Below are 13,688 nucleotides of genomic sequence, written 5' to 3' on the forward strand. Positions count from 1 at the left end.
TCGACCACGCGCCTTCCGCTGGGAAGGCTTTGCCGGGAGCTAACTCGCATCAGACTGTGGCGGCAATTTAAACCCTTTGTTTACCTTAACTGCCCTGCCCCTCGTCATTCCGGGGCGATGCGCAGCATCGAGCTATGGTGCGCAATTGCGCACCTGAGAATCTCGAGATTCCGGGTCTGGTGCCAACGCACCATCCCGGAATAACGCGGCAAACAATTGCCCACCAAAAAAGACCCCGCCTTGCGGCGGGGCCCTCCTCACTACCCTTCGTTCTCGGGCTCCCAAATTACTTGTCCTGCTGGCCGCCCTGCTGCTGGCCGGGCCGATCGCCCTGGCGCATCGGATCGTTCTGCTGCTGCTGTCCGGGTTTCTGGCCGCCGCCCTGCTGCTGGCCCGGCTGTTGACCTGGGCGCTGCTGGCCGGGGTTCTGACTCTGCTGACCCGGATTCTGGTTCTGCTGCTTCGTCATTCGGGGAACTCCCTTGTTGGACGTCAGAGGCGAGATAACGGCCGGCATCAGCTTTGGTTGCCCGCGGAACCGGGTTCCTCGCAGTTGCGGAACCGCCGGCCAAATGAGTTCTGTACAAGACCTTTTGCCGGAGCGTGAGCTGTTGCAGCCGCCAGTTCCCTCCTGTTACAAATCCGGAAGAATGCCAGGGGCTGCCGGGGCCCAAGAAACGGCCCAAGAAACCCACTCTCCTAAGAGCTCCCTTTGAGCCCGCGTCAGGTTTGGTACGGCAGCCCATGGATTACTTCGCCCAGCAGCTCATCAACGGTCTCGTTCTGGGCTCGATCTACGGCCTGATCGCCATCGGCTACACGATGGTCTACGGCATCGTCGGCATGATCAACTTCGCCCATGGCGACGTCTTCATGATCGGCGGCTTCATCGCCCTGATCACCTTCCTGATCCTGATCTCGTTCGGACTGACCGCGATCCCGCTGATCCTGCTGGTCGTGCTGCTGGTCTCGATGGCGATCACCGCGCTCTATGGCTGGACCATCGAGCGCATCGCCTACCGGCCGCTTCGCCACTCCTTCCGCCTCGCCCCGATGCTGTCGGCGATCGGCATGTCCTTCGTGCTGACCAATTTTTCGCAAGTGGCGCAAGGCGCGCGCGTCAAGCCGATCCCGCCCTTCATCACCGGCGGCTACACCCTGCATGAGAGCACGGACGGCTTCGTGATCCAGCTCTCCAACATCCAGATCATGGTGGTGATCACCACCATCGTACTGCTGGCCCTCTTCACCTGGCTGGTGTCGCGCACCCGGCTCGGACGCGACATGCGCGCCTGCGAGCAGGACCAGACCATGGCGGCGCTGCTCGGCGTCGACGTCGACCGCACCATCTCCATGACCTTCGTGATCGGTGCCGCGCTCGCCGCGGTCGCGGGCCTGATGTACCTGCTCTATTACGGCCTCGTCGATTTCTTCATGGGCTTCGTTGCCGGCATCAAGGCGTTCACCGCTGCGGTGCTCGGCGGCATCGGCTCGCTGCCCGGCGCCATGCTCGGCGGCCTCGCGATCGGCCTGATCGAGACGTTCTGGTCGGCCTATTTCTCGGTCGAGTACAAGGATGTCGCCGCGTTCTCGATCCTGATCGTGGTGCTGATCTTCATGCCGACCGGCCTGCTCGGCCGTCCCGAAGTCGAAAAAGTCTGACGGTCGCGCGTGACAGCTCCCTCGATCAACACGGCCAAACCTGCAACGGGCATCGTCGCTCTCCTGAAGACGGCCTTCATCAACGCGCTGATCGCGCTGGTGCTGTTCTCGCTGATGATCGGCATCCGCACCGAGGCGGGCGCCTCCGGCCAGCTCACCTATTGGACCCGCTTCGGCGACCTCGCCTCCATCGTCGCCGCCGTATTCGGGGGTTCGATCGTGATCGAGCTGCTTCGGCAATGGATCGGCCCGACCGGCGCCGAGAAGCTGGTGCCGCCGGCGGTGCAGAGCGGCATATCGTTCATCGGCCGCTACCTCGCGCCGGCGCTCCTGATCTTCACGCTGCTGGTGCCGGTGATCTTCTATAACCAGCGCTACATCCTCGACCTCGCGATCCTGGTGCTGACCTATGTCATGCTGGGCTGGGGATTGAACGTCGTGGTCGGGCTCGCCGGCCTGCTCGATCTCGGCTACGTCGCCTTCTATGCGGTCGGCGCCTATTCCTACGGACTGCTCGCCACCAATTTCGGCTGGTCGTTCTGGATCTGCCTGCCGCTCGCCGGCATCCTCGCCGCCTTCTGGGGCGTGCTGCTCGGCTTCCCCGTGCTGCGCCTGCGCGGCGACTATCTCGCCATCGTGACGCTCGCCTTCGGCGAGATCATCCGCCTCGTCATCATCAACTGGCAGGATCTCACCGGCGGCCCCAACGGCGTCTCCGGCATTCCCCGCCCCACCTTCTTCGGCATCCCGCTCGACAACAGCGACGACGGGCTCGCCGCCAGGCTCGGCATCGAATATTCGCCGACGCACCGCATCGTCTTCCTGTTCTATCTGATCCTGGCGCTGGCGCTGCTCACCAACTGGGCGACGATCCGCCTGCGCCGCCTGCCGATCGGACGGGCCTGGGAAGCCTTGCGCGAGGACGAGGTCGCCTGCCGCGCGCTCGGCATCAACACCACGACCACCAAGCTCACGGCGTTCGCGACGGGTGCGATGTTCGGCGGCTTTGCCGGCGCGTTCTTCGCCACCCGGCAGGGCTTCATCAGCCCGGAATCCTTCACCTTCCAGGAATCGGCGCTGGTGCTCGCCATCGTCGTCCTCGGCGGCATGGGCTCGCAGCTCGGTGTCGCGCTGTCCGCGCTCGCCATGATCGGCGGCTTCGAACTGTTCCGGAGTCTGGAGGGCTATCGCATGCTGGTGTTCGGCATGGCCATGGTGCTGATCATGATCTGGCGGCCGCGCGGCCTGATCGGTCATCGCGCACCGACCGTGTATCTGACCAAGGCGCAAGCGATCTCCTCCGACCTCGTCAAGGAAGGGCACGGATGAGCGGCGACAAGATTCTCAGCGTCGACCAGCTCGCCATGCGTTTCGGCGGCATCGTTGCCGTGCAGGACCTTTCTTTCGCCGCCGAGCGGAAGAAGATCACCGCGCTGATCGGGCCGAACGGCGCCGGCAAGACCACCGTCTTCAACTGCATCACCGGGTTCTACAAACCGAGCGGCGGCGCCATTCGCCTCACCCATGACGGCGGCAGGACGATCGCGCTGGAGCGGCTGAACGATTTCCGCATCGCCAAGCAAGCCAAGGTGGCTCGCACCTTCCAGAACATCCGGCTGTTTCCCGGCATGACCGCGCTGGAAAACCTGATGGTGGCGCAGCACAACGCACTGATGCGCGCCTCCGGCTTCACCTTCCTCGGCCTGATCGGCGCTCCCGGCTATCGCGACGCCGAAAAGCGCGCCATTGATCTCGCCACGGACTGGCTCAAGCGGGTCAATCTGCTCGACCGCGCCGACGATGCCGCCGGCAATTTCGCCTATGGCGACCAGCGCCGGCTCGAGATCGCGCGCGCCATGTGCACCGAACCCGCGCTTCTGTGCCTGGACGAGCCCGCTGCCGGCCTCAATGCGCGCGAGAGCGCAGCCTTGAGCGAGCTCCTGCTGTCGATCCGCGACGAGCTCGGCACCTCGATCCTCCTGATCGAGCATGACATGTCGGTGGTGATGGAGATCTCCGACCACATCGTGGTGATGGACCATGGCGTCAAGATCGCCGAAGGCACGCCGCGCGAGGTCCGCGACGATCCCAAGGTGATCGCCGCCTATCTCGGCGCCGACGAGGAAGAGGCGGCAGCCGTGATGGAGGGCGGGTCGTGACCGCGGCGCCCTCTCCTCTGCTCGCAATCCGGGGCTTGCGCGCCGCCTACGGCAAGATCGAGGCGCTGAAGGGCGTCGACGTCGAGATCAATGCCGGCGAGATCGTGGCGCTGATCGGCGCCAACGGCGCCGGCAAGTCGACGCTGATGATGACGATCTTCGGCAAGCCGCGCGCCCGCGCCGGCCAGATCCTGTACGAAGGCCGCGACATCACCGACGTCCCCACCCACGAGATCGCGCATTTGCGCATTGCGCAATCGCCGGAGGGCCGCCGCGTCTTCCCGCGCATGAGCGTGGCGGAAAACCTCCAGATGGGGGCGGATGCCACCGAATGCACCGAGGGCGAACGCGAGGCGACGCTGCAACGCGTCTTCACGCTGTTTCCGCGGCTGAAGGAACGCTACGCCCAGCGCGGCGGAACGCTGTCCGGCGGCGAGCAGCAGATGCTGGCGATCGGCCGCGCCTTGATGAGCCGTCCCCGCCTGCTCCTGCTCGACGAGCCCTCGCTTGGCCTTGCGCCGCTGATCGCGCGCCAGATCTTCGATGCGATCCGCACCCTGAACCGGCAGGACGGCTTGACCGTCCTGATCGTCGAGCAGAACGCCAACCACGCCCTCAAGCTCGCCCATCGCGGCTATGTCATGGTCAATGGCCTGATCACGCTGGCCGGTACCGGCGCCGAATTGTTGCAGCGCCCCGAGATTCGCGCGGCCTACCTGGAAGGCGGCCGGCACGGCTGACCGGCCGGCAGCCCGACCCGCGTGCGGCCCCGTGTGGCGAGATATCTCTGCCGATGCCCGTATTTTGCCGGTGACTTCTCGGTAAATTCATTCGAGAATGGCGCCGGTTTGAACCGGGCACGCCCGGCAACTTCCACAGGCGACCACCCGCGAGGTATCTCATGAAGTCACTGAAGCTCATCGGTCTGGCATTCGGCGCGTCGATCGCGCTTTCGAGCGCGGCGTTCGCGCAGGATGTCACCGTCGCAGTCGCAGGCCCGATGACCGGCGGCGAATCCGCCTTCGGCCGCCAGATGAAGAACGGCGCCGAAATGGCCGTGGCCGATATCAATGCCGCAGGCGGCGTCAACGGCAAGAAGCTCGCGCTTTCCGTCGAGGACGATGCCTGCGACCCGAAGCAGGCGCGCTCGATCGCCGAAAAGATCGCCGGCGCGAAAATCCCGTTCGTGGCCGGGCACTATTGCTCGTCGTCGTCGATCCCGGCTTCCGAAGCCTATGCCGACGGCAACGTGCTGCAGATCACGCCGGCCTCGACCAATCCGCTGTTCACCGAGCGCAAGCTCTGGAACGTGGCGCGCGTCTGCGGTCGTGACGATCAGCAGGGCCTGATCGCGGCGCAGTACATCGCCAAGAACTACAAGGGCAAGAACATCGCGATCCTCAACGACAAGACCACCTACGGCAAGGGTCTTGCCGACGAGACCAAGAAGGCGCTCAACAAAGCCGGCGTCACCGAGAAGATGTACGAGTCCTACAACAAGGGCGACAAGGACTTCAACGCGATCGTCTCGCGCTTGAAGCGTGACAACATCGACCTCGTCTATGTCGGCGGGTACCATCAGGAGAGCGGCCTGATCCTGCGTCAGATGCGCGACCAGGGCCTCAAGACCGTGCTGATGGCCGGCGACGCGCTCGCCGACAAGGAGTACGCCTCCATCACCGGCCCGGCCGGCGAAGGCACGTTGTTCACCTTCGGCCCCGATCCGCGCAACAAGCCGACCGCGAAGAAGATCGTGGAGGCTTTCAAGGCCAAGAATATCGACCCCGAGGGCTACACCCTCTACACCTACGCGGCGATGCAGGTGTGGTCGCAGGCGGCGAAGAAGGCCGGCACCACCGACGCCAAGAAGGTCATGGAGGCGATGAAGGCCGGCAAGTGGGACACCGTGATCGGTCCGATCGAGTATGACGCCAAGGGCGATATCAAGCAGATCGACTACGTCGTCTACAAATGGGACGCGAAGGGCAACTATGCCGAGATCAAGGGCAACGGCACCTAAGCCCGCTTGACGCGCCCTCGGGCCGCCATACGATCGTCACCACGCCCCGGCTCGCCCGGGGCGTTTCTTTTCGCGGGCGGTTCAGACGGCCGCAGGCAGTTCGCCGCTGGCCGCAGCCTGGGCCTTCCGCAGTGCTTGCAGGAGGTCGTTCGGCCGAAACGGCTTTTGCAGGCAGACCACGTTGGCGAGGTGAGGCGCTTGGTCCAGGAAATCGAGCGTCGTCATCCCGGACACCGCAATGATGGGAAGTCCCGGCGCACGCTCGCGCAGGCTCGCGATGACGTCGACGCCGCTGGTGTCACCAAGGAAGATATCGACGATTGCCGCGTCAAAGGAGCCTTCCGCGAAGGTTTTCAGCCCCGCCGCACCGCTGTCGGCCTCGGCAACCTCGTAACGGTTGACCCGAAGCACGATCGCGACCATCGCGCGCACGTCCTTCTGGTCGTCGATGATGAGAATACGAGGCATGGGAACAACCCCCACAGATTGATCCAAATCGTATGATTCAAGCCTGGAACCCGCCGCGGCGGCAGGGCATTATGACACCGCCCAGTAAAGCGCATCTTACCCATCCCTATTCCGCGCTCCCACCAAAATTAAGTAAGCTGTAACCTTCGGTTGAGTCGTCACTGCAACAGTTCACGACACGCGCCAGAACGGGCTACCGTGGGGACCGTGGAGATCAAGACTGCCGTATCTTGGAACTGCGGAGATGCTCAAAACGGGTCTGCATGAGATGAACGTGCCTACGATCGACCGAAGCACATTTCTTTCAACGCTGCCGGCCGCACCGGCCGACCGGACCGCGGCAATGTGGATCGTCGGCGTCTCCTCGATCCTGTTCGCCCTGGCCGTTCCGTTCGCAGGTATCCAGCTGTCGCCGGTTCCGGCCTTCGTTGCGAGCTATCAATCCGCCCTGGCGGTGAGCGACATCATCACGGCAGTGCTGTTGCTGTCGCAGTTTTCGGTGCTGCGGACCCGCGCCCTGTTGTGGCTGTCGACCGGCTACCTGTTCACCGCCGCGGCAGCGCTGGTCCATGCCCTCACCTTCCCGGGCCTGTTCGCGCCGACCGGGCTGTTTGGCGCCGGCAGTCAGACCACGGTCTGGCTCTACATGGTCTGGCACGGCGCCTTCCCGCTGTTCGTGCTGGGCTATGCCTGGCTGAAGGAAAAGGACGGCGGCCCCACGATCCGGGGCACGACAAGCAACGTGATCTACGCCATCGTGCTCGGCGTCATCGTGGCCATGGCTGCCTTCACCTGGATCGTCACCGCCCAGCACGATCTGTTGCCGGTCCTGCTCCGCGACAGCCGATACACACCGACCATGATCGGGGTCGTGTCTTTTGTTTGGTCGCTGAGCTTCGCCGCGCTCGTTTCGCTGTGGTTCCGGCGCCCGCATTCGGTGATCGACATATGGCTCATGGTCGTGATGTGCGCATGGCTGTTCGACATCGCGCTGTCTGCGATCGTCAACGTCGTGCGCTTCGATCTCGGTTTCTACGCCGGCCGTCTCTATGGCCTCTGCGCGTCGAGCTTCGTGCTGGCGGTGTTGCTGATCGAGAATGTTCGCCTTCAGGCCCGGACGGTGGGTCTCGTCGGCAGGCTGCGCGAGCAATCGGCGTCGGATCGCGACTTCTATGGCAAGCGCCTCGCGCTGTATGGCGCCGTCGTCGAATCCTCCAACGACGCCATCATCACCCAGTCGCTCAACGGCGCCATCACCGGCTGGAACCGTGCGGCCGAGCACCTGTTCGGCTATTCCGCCGCAGAGGCCGTCGGCAAGCCGATCGACATCATCGTGCCTGAGGACCGCAAGCCGGAAGTCAGGAGCATTCTCAATCGCATCAGCAGCAACGAGTCGATTGCCCAGCACGAGACCGTCCGTCTCAGGAAGGATGGTCGCGCGCTCGACGTCGTCCTCAACGTCTCGCCACTTCGGGCGGAGAGCGGCGAGATCATCGGCGCCTCCAAGATCGCTCACGACATCACCGAGGAGAAGCAAAGCAGGGAAAAGCTTCGCCGCGAGATCGAGGAGCGCCAGCGCATCTTCGAGACCTCGCAGGACCTGATCCTGGTCACCGACGGTTTCGGCAATTTCATCCAGGTCAGCCCCAGCGTGAAGGACATCCTCGGCTTCAACCCGGAAGATCTGATCGGGCACAGCGCCACCGAGTTCATCCACCCCGACGACCTCGATAGAACCCGGGAGGAGATGCGCGCGGCGCGGCGCGGTGCGGTCAAACGCAGCTTCGAGGCGCGCTACTATCACTACGACGGTCACGAGGTCACGCTGAACTGGATGGGCACCTGGTCCGAGCCGGTGAAGCGTCACTTCTTCATCGGCCGGGATCTCACCGAGAAGCAGGCCGCCGAAGCCCAGTTCCGGCAGGTCCAGAAAATGGATTCCATCGGTCAGCTGACCGGCGGTGTCGCCCACGACTTCAACAACGTGCTGACCGTCATCACCGGCACGATCGGCATCTTGTCGGACGCGGTCGCCGACCGGCCCGAGCTGGCTGCGATCACCAAGCTGATCGACGACGCCGCCGAGCGCGGCGCGCAGCTGACCAAGCATCTACTAGCCTTCGCCCGCAAGCAGCCGCTCCAGCCCCGCGAGATCGACGTCAATGCGCTGGCGCTGGAAGCCGCCAAGCTGTTGCACCCCACCCTCGGCGAGCAGATCACCATCATGCCGCAGCTCACCGAGGATGCATGGCCGGCTCTGGTCGACCCCGGCCAGCTTTCCACGGCGATCCTCAACCTCGCGCTGAACGCGCGTGACGCGATGCCCGATGGCGGCACCCTGGTGCTGGAAACCCGCAACGTCTTCCTCGACGACGGCTATGCCAGCATGAATGCCGACATGGTCGCCGGCAGTTACGTGATGATCGCGGTCAGCGACACCGGCTCCGGAATTCCGCCGGAGTTGATTGACCGGGTGTTCGACCCCTTCTTCACCACCAAGGAGGTTGGCAAGGGCACCGGGCTCGGGCTCAGCATGGTGTTCGGCTTCGTCAAGCAGTCCGGTGGCCACGTCAAGATCTACAGCGAGGAAGGCCATGGCACGAGCGTCAAGATCTACCTGCCGCGCTCGAGCGGCGTGCAGGAGACCGAGATCGAAGTACTCCAGAACGCGCCCGTCACCGGCGGCGACGAGAAGATCCTGATCGTCGAGGACGACGCACTGGTGCGGCAATATGTGGTGACCCAGGTCAAGAGCCTCGGCTACACCGCGCTCGAGGCCGCCAACGGCGCGGAGGCCCTGACCATCATCGACAACGACAAGACCATCGACCTGCTCTTCACCGACATCATCATGCCGGGCAACATGAACGGTCGCCAGCTTGCCGATGAAGCCGCCCGCCGCCGTCCGGACCTGAAGACATTGTTCACCTCGGGCTACACCGAGAACGCCATCGTCCACCACGGCCGGCTCGATTCCGGCGTGCTGCTGCTGGCAAAGCCCTACCGCAAGTCCGAGCTTGCCAAGATGCTCAGGACGGCACTCGCCAGTTGAGCCTGCGTCCTCTCTGCGCTATCGCAGATCGCGAATTGCACTCAACGATGAGGCCGCCTTGAAAAATCTGCTCACCGATATTGCCGGCGTCCGCGTTGGCCATGCCGAAGATACGAAAGTGGCCTCCGGCACGACCGCGATCATCTTCGACCAGCCGGCGGTCGCGGCGATCGACGTCCGCGGCGGCGGACCCGGCACGCGCGAAGATGCACTGCTCGATCTCGCCAACACCGTCGAGCGCGTCGACGCGATCGCACTGTCCGGCGGTTCCGCGTTTGGCCTCGATACCGGGGGCGGGGTGCAGGCCTGGCTCGCCGAGCAAGGCCGCGGCCACCGGGTTCGGGAAGCACTGATCCCGATCGTGCCGGGCGCGATCCTGTTCGATCTGCTCAATGGGGGCGACAAGGCCTGGGGACGGTTCTCGCCCTATCGCGACCTCGGCTACGCCGCGGCGGCCGCCGCCGGCACCGACTTCGCGATCGGCAGCGTCGGCGCCGGCCTCGGTGCCACCACCGCAACGCTCAAGGGCGGGCTCGGCTCGGCCTCGGCGGTGACGCCCGATGGCGTCAAGGTCGCCGCGATCGTCGCCGTCAACGCGGTGGGAAGCGTCACCGTCGGCAACGGACCTTGGTTCTGGGCGGCGCCGTTCGAGGTGAACGGCGAGTTCGGCGGACGCGGCCTGCCGGACAAATTCACAGACGACATGCTCCGCATGCGCATCAAGGGCGGCCCTGCCGCGAACGCGCGCGAGAACACTACCATTGGCGCGGTCGTCACCGACGCGGTGCTGACCAAGCCCCAGGCCAAGCGGCTCGCGATGATCGCACACACCGGCTTTGCCCGCGCGATCTACCCGGTGCATGCACCGACGGATGGCGACGTGCTGTTTGCGGCCGCCACCGGTGAGAAGCCGATCGATCCGCTGGTCGGCCTCACCGAGCTCGGCACCGTCGCGGCCAACGTGGTCGCGCGCGCAATCGCCCGCGGCGTCTATAGCGCAGCCGGGCTACCGTTCCCGGGAGCGCAGCCGGCCTGGATGGACCGGTTCGGCTAGCAACGAAACGGCGGATACGGCGTTGTCCTGGCGGGCCAAGGTGTACCGCCATGCCGTCGTCCGTGATCCGCTTCTTCCGCTATGCGCCGGAAACGCGCGAGCTGAAGGTGACTTTCGTTAGCGGACGCCTCTATGTCTACGAGGATGTTCCGCCCGAGGTCGCCGCGGCGTTCAGGGAAACGCGCTTAAAGGGGGCGTTCTTCAACCACGAGATCCGCGACCGGTACGCCTATCGTGACATCACGCACGAATATGCCGGCTGACTCGGATGCCGCTCACACGCTCATCGACATCGACGAACCGGCAGCCGCCGAAGAGCCTTGCCCGCCTTGCTGCTGCATCAACTGCGCGAACAGATCGTAAGCCGAATTGCGGGGGCTGGAGGCGCCCGGCACCGTCGTCGACATCTTGAAGCCGTCGGCATAGGTGACGGTCGTCGTGGTCGAGCCGTCGGCAGCGGTCGTCGTGGTCGTGGTCGATCCGCCGCTGGGCGAGGAAGAACCCGAGCCACTGCCGGAGGCATCGCCCGCACCGTCCGCGCCATGCGCATGGTGGCCGTGACGGCCGCTCGTCAGCGCCTTGGTCATTTCGCCGAGGTTGATGCTGTCGTCGGCGTTCGCATCCATCTTCGAGAACACCTCGTCGGCCTTCGCCAGATTGGTGCCACCGGCGCCGAGCGCGTCCTCAAATTCTGATTTTGTGATCTTGCCATCGCCATCCGCGTCGATCCGCGAAAACAGATCTTTCAGTGCAGCTTCCCGACCTTTCGACGTCGAGGACGTCGAGTTCGACGAAGCCGAGCCGTCGGCCGATTGGCTCTGCGCCGCGAACAGCGCGTTCATCGTCTCCGCCGAAATCTGCGGATACCTCCCCGCATTGCCCGACGAGGTCGCGCCGCTGGTCGTGCTGCTGCTGCCGCTATCGATCGCGAACGGATTGGTCGCGCCCTGCGCCGACCCGGCCTTCTGCGTCGACGAGGACGACTTCGAATTCGTCAGCGACTGGATCGCGTCGAGCGCGCTGGACACGGCGCCAAGGGCTAACAGCATTGCACAACTCCAACCGACGCGGCATGCCGCGGCCAATGTTCTGTCGGGTAACGTCAGCAAGCGTCGTGCCAGCGCAAAAAGTTCAATGAAATCCGCCGCCACCGCACCTTCGACGGCCCGGGAACACCGGCAAATCATGCCGGTCGCGGCAGAAATTTCCGCCCACAGGAAGCACACCTGCCCTGCATTGCCGACCGCGGAGGCCCATGTTAGGCGAGGCCCAATCTTCTTTCGGCCGCCACGGGAAACCGCGCCATGACCCAAGCCTTCGCCCCCCGCCCCCTGGCAATCGCGCCCTCGATCCTGGCCTCGGACTTCTCCAGGCTCGGCGAGGAGGTGCGCAGCGTCGACGCCGCCGGCGCGGACTGGATCCATCTCGACGTGATGGACGGTCACTTCGTCCCGAACATCTCCTACGGCCCCGATGTCATCAAGGCGATGCGCCCGCACACGAAGAAGGTGTTCGACGCGCACCTGATGATCTCGCCCTGTGACCCCTATCTCGAGGCCTTTGCGAAAGCCGGCTGCGACCACATCACGGTGCATGCGGAGGCCGGTCCGCATTTGCACCGCTCGCTCCAGGCGATCCGCGCGCTCGGCAAGAAGGCCGGCGTCTCGCTCAATCCCGGCACGCCGATCAGCACGCTCGAATATGTCCTCGACCTCGTCGACCTCGTACTGGTGATGTCGGTGAATCCCGGCTTCGGCGGCCAGGCCTTCATCCCTTCCGCGATCGGCAAAATCCGCGACATCCGCGCGATGACGGCCGGACGCCCGATCGACATCGAGGTTGATGGCGGCGTCGGCCCCGAAGTTGCGGGCGCGCTCGCCGCGGCCGGCGCCAACGCCTTCGTCGCCGGCACATCCGTGTTCAAGGGCGGCACGCTGGACTCGTACAAAGCCAACATCGCCGCGATCCGCAACGCAGCACTGGGGGCACGCGGCGAGGCGGTCTGAGACCATCGCTGTCCGAACCGGAGCTGCTGCCGCTGCGACCAACGGGGATGGATGAACTCCGCGCCACTCCGTTTTCTGCCGGCCTGCTTCGTCTTCTCGCCGAGTCCCTTCAGGATGGAGAGCAAGTTGTCTGGCAGGGGCAGCCCGACGGCATCGCCCGCGCGGCAATGTGGCGATTTCTCTGGTGTATCGGATTTCCCTGGTTGTTGCTGACCGTCATCGCCGTCAGGAACGATTGGATCGACCAAGCGACCCAACCTCTCGCGATGCTTGGAGTTGGGATTGTTGCAGCTCCGTTCGTGATGCTGCTGCAAGACCTGCAGACGCTTTATGTGATCACCGACCACCGCGCGCTGATCGTGCGCACGGCCTGGAGCAGACGCAGCGTGACGGCTACTTCGTTCGACGCCATGGATGCAGTGTTCGAAATCCTCGACATCGGCGGCGGCGTCGGCCACCTCAACTTTGCGTCAGGGCGCTCGACCCGTTCGCCCGATACCGACTACACCGGGCGCTATGGGTTTCGCTGCGTTCGAGACGCACGGCGCATCCGGGATATCCTCGATCATGCGCGCACCGGCAAAGTAAGCCGGTCGCACCTGGAAAGAATTGCGGCTTCTACGGGTAAAGCTTAAAATTGTAGCCTTCGTCCGTACTCATCCGGACTTCACTGATTCGTGCAAATCACTGCAAGTGATTCCTGCCTGTTTTCGCGGGAGCACATCATGACGACGACCCTGGTTTGGACTGGCGTGGCGTTGTGGATTGGTTTCAGTGCGTTTGTCGTGCTCGGTCCGTCGGCCGGCCCGGTCGAGGCTCCGGCCCGTTCGGCCCGCAACATCCGTCGCGCCCGCGACAGGGGCTGACGTCCATGCAGATCGCACTCGTGAAGCGCCAGCCGAAGCGCAGGTGCCGGATCCCGCGCCGCCCGCATCCGGGCCTCGACTATTCTTCGGCCGCCTCGAGCGAGCCGATGGCGGGCTAGACGACGATGCCGGGTTCGACTGTTCGGACCTCGATCATTCGTTTCCTTCGCGGCGCCGACACTGAGACACTCTTTTCCGGACCACCTCCCATGAAACCGCACTGCCCGAACTGCCTCAAGGAAATGACCAAGGCATCCGCGTCGCGTAACCTGTTCAATTGCGAGCCCTGCCGCGAGATCATCCAATATTTCGGCGGCAGTCCGGATCACGGCGAGCCCGGCCCGCAATTCTGTTGGCCGATCCGCCGCAAGCGCACCGTTCACTCCGTCCACGCGGCCTGA

General features: G+C 64.5%; 15 protein-coding genes. 12 read left to right on the forward strand and 3 right to left on the reverse strand.

Going from position 1 to position 13,688, the window contains the following annotated elements; translation table 11 throughout:
- Window positions 1-286: 286 nt before the first annotated feature.
- Window positions 287-469, reverse strand: coding sequence for a hypothetical protein (locus A3AS_RS48150; protein WP_018316535.1), 183 nt, complete (start codon window positions 467-469; stop codon window positions 287-289).
- A gap of 275 nt (window positions 470-744) precedes the next feature.
- Here A3AS_RS48150 and A3AS_RS0105205 point away from each other — a divergent pair, with 275 nt between their 5' ends.
- The 5 genes from A3AS_RS0105205 (at window position 745) to A3AS_RS0105225 (ending at window position 5,841) form a co-directional block, all read left to right on the forward strand.
- Complete coding sequence (locus tag A3AS_RS0105205; RefSeq protein WP_018316536.1) at window positions 745-1,662, forward strand: branched-chain amino acid ABC transporter permease; 918 nt, start codon at window positions 745-747, stop codon at window positions 1,660-1,662.
- Between the two features lie 9 nt (window positions 1,663-1,671).
- Window positions 1,672-2,991, forward strand: coding sequence for a high-affinity branched-chain amino acid ABC transporter permease LivM (livM, locus tag A3AS_RS0105210; protein WP_018316537.1), 1,320 nt, complete (start codon window positions 1,672-1,674; stop codon window positions 2,989-2,991).
- On the forward strand, window positions 2,988-3,821 hold the full coding sequence (locus A3AS_RS0105215; RefSeq protein ID WP_018316538.1) for an ABC transporter ATP-binding protein: 834 nt from the start codon (window positions 2,988-2,990) through the stop codon (window positions 3,819-3,821). Before livM ends, A3AS_RS0105215 begins: the two co-directional genes overlap by 4 nt.
- On the forward strand, window positions 3,818-4,561 hold the full coding sequence (locus A3AS_RS0105220; RefSeq protein ID WP_026201689.1) for an ABC transporter ATP-binding protein: 744 nt from the start codon (window positions 3,818-3,820) through the stop codon (window positions 4,559-4,561). Before A3AS_RS0105215 ends, A3AS_RS0105220 begins: the two co-directional genes overlap by 4 nt.
- Window positions 4,562-4,722: 161 nt before the next feature.
- Window positions 4,723-5,841, forward strand: coding sequence for a branched-chain amino acid ABC transporter substrate-binding protein (locus A3AS_RS0105225; RefSeq protein ID WP_018316540.1), 1,119 nt, complete (start codon window positions 4,723-4,725; stop codon window positions 5,839-5,841).
- 81 nt (window positions 5,842-5,922) lie between these two features.
- Here A3AS_RS0105225 and A3AS_RS0105230 read toward each other — a convergent pair whose 3' ends face one another.
- Window positions 5,923-6,309 carry a response regulator gene (locus A3AS_RS0105230; protein WP_018316541.1) on the reverse strand — a complete coding sequence of 129 codons (387 nt, stop codon included), beginning with the start codon at window positions 6,307-6,309 and terminating at the stop codon, window positions 5,923-5,925.
- 244 nt (window positions 6,310-6,553) lie between these two features.
- On the opposite strand from A3AS_RS0105230, the gene A3AS_RS0105235 reads away from it, so the two are divergent.
- Genes A3AS_RS0105235 through A3AS_RS0105245 form a run of 3 tightly spaced genes read left to right on the forward strand, consistent with a single transcriptional unit; the run spans window position 6,554 to window position 10,678 of the window.
- Window positions 6,554-9,361, forward strand: coding sequence for a PAS domain S-box protein (locus A3AS_RS0105235; protein WP_018316542.1), 2,808 nt, complete (start codon window positions 6,554-6,556; stop codon window positions 9,359-9,361).
- Window positions 9,362-9,419: 58 nt separating this feature from the next.
- On the forward strand, window positions 9,420-10,415 hold the full coding sequence (locus A3AS_RS0105240; protein ID WP_018316543.1) for a P1 family peptidase: 996 nt from the start codon (window positions 9,420-9,422) through the stop codon (window positions 10,413-10,415).
- Between the two features lie 50 nt (window positions 10,416-10,465).
- Window positions 10,466-10,678: a KTSC domain-containing protein gene (locus A3AS_RS0105245; RefSeq protein ID WP_018316544.1), complete on the forward strand. Its 213-nt coding sequence runs from the start codon at window positions 10,466-10,468 to the stop codon at window positions 10,676-10,678.
- A 12-nt stretch (window positions 10,679-10,690) separates the two neighbouring features.
- Here the strand turns inward: A3AS_RS0105245 and A3AS_RS0105250 are convergent, their stop codons facing one another.
- Window positions 10,691-11,464: an EF-hand domain-containing protein gene (locus A3AS_RS0105250; protein WP_018316545.1), complete on the reverse strand. Its 774-nt coding sequence runs from the start codon at window positions 11,462-11,464 to the stop codon at window positions 10,691-10,693.
- 255 nt (window positions 11,465-11,719) lie between these two features.
- On the opposite strand from A3AS_RS0105250, the gene rpe reads away from it, so the two are divergent.
- The 4 genes from rpe to A3AS_RS0105270 all read left to right on the forward strand — a co-directional run bounded on the left by rpe (window position 11,720) and on the right by A3AS_RS0105270 (window position 13,688).
- Window positions 11,720-12,421 (forward strand): ribulose-phosphate 3-epimerase, encoded by a 702-nt coding sequence (rpe, locus tag A3AS_RS0105255; protein WP_018316546.1) that lies wholly within the window; start codon window positions 11,720-11,722, stop codon window positions 12,419-12,421.
- 47 nt (window positions 12,422-12,468) lie between these two features.
- Window positions 12,469-13,056: a hypothetical protein gene (locus A3AS_RS0105260; RefSeq protein WP_018316547.1), complete on the forward strand. Its 588-nt coding sequence runs from the start codon at window positions 12,469-12,471 to the stop codon at window positions 13,054-13,056.
- 90 nt (window positions 13,057-13,146) lie between these two features.
- Window positions 13,147-13,287, forward strand: coding sequence for a hypothetical protein (locus A3AS_RS48155; protein WP_177237224.1), 141 nt, complete (start codon window positions 13,147-13,149; stop codon window positions 13,285-13,287).
- Between the two features lie 209 nt (window positions 13,288-13,496).
- Window positions 13,497-13,688, forward strand: a complete 192-nt coding sequence (locus tag A3AS_RS0105270; protein WP_018316550.1) for a hypothetical protein — start codon at window positions 13,497-13,499, stop codon at window positions 13,686-13,688.

Origin of the sequence: Bradyrhizobium sp. WSM2793 (genome assembly GCF_000379585.1) — a bacterium.
GTDB lineage: Bacteria > Pseudomonadota > Alphaproteobacteria > Rhizobiales > Xanthobacteraceae > Bradyrhizobium.

Excerpts from the sequence above, each read along its gene's own strand:
- A3AS_RS48150 (WP_018316535.1), bottom strand. The coding sequence starts at position 469 with ATGACGAAGCAGCAGAACCAGAATCCGGGTCAGCAGAGTCAGAACCCC.
- A3AS_RS0105205 (WP_018316536.1), top strand. The coding sequence starts at position 745 with ATGGATTACTTCGCCCAGCAGCTCATCAACGGTCTCGTTCTGGGCTCG.
- A3AS_RS0105215 (WP_018316538.1), top strand. The coding sequence starts at position 2,988 with ATGAGCGGCGACAAGATTCTCAGCGTCGACCAGCTCGCCATGCGTTTC.
- A3AS_RS0105225 (WP_018316540.1), top strand. The coding sequence starts at position 4,723 with ATGAAGTCACTGAAGCTCATCGGTCTGGCATTCGGCGCGTCGATCGCG.
- A3AS_RS0105230 (WP_018316541.1), bottom strand. The coding sequence starts at position 6,309 with ATGCCTCGTATTCTCATCATCGACGACCAGAAGGACGTGCGCGCGATG.
- A3AS_RS0105235 (WP_018316542.1), top strand. The coding sequence starts at position 6,554 with ATGCTCAAAACGGGTCTGCATGAGATGAACGTGCCTACGATCGACCGA.
- A3AS_RS0105245 (WP_018316544.1), top strand. The coding sequence starts at position 10,466 with ATGCCGTCGTCCGTGATCCGCTTCTTCCGCTATGCGCCGGAAACGCGC.
- A3AS_RS0105250 (WP_018316545.1), bottom strand. The coding sequence starts at position 11,464 with ATGCTGTTAGCCCTTGGCGCCGTGTCCAGCGCGCTCGACGCGATCCAG.
- rpe (WP_018316546.1), top strand. The coding sequence starts at position 11,720 with ATGACCCAAGCCTTCGCCCCCCGCCCCCTGGCAATCGCGCCCTCGATC.
- A3AS_RS0105260 (WP_018316547.1), top strand. The coding sequence starts at position 12,469 with ATGGATGAACTCCGCGCCACTCCGTTTTCTGCCGGCCTGCTTCGTCTT.
- A3AS_RS48155 (WP_177237224.1), top strand. The coding sequence starts at position 13,147 with ATGACGACGACCCTGGTTTGGACTGGCGTGGCGTTGTGGATTGGTTTC.
- A3AS_RS0105270 (WP_018316550.1), top strand. The coding sequence starts at position 13,497 with ATGAAACCGCACTGCCCGAACTGCCTCAAGGAAATGACCAAGGCATCC.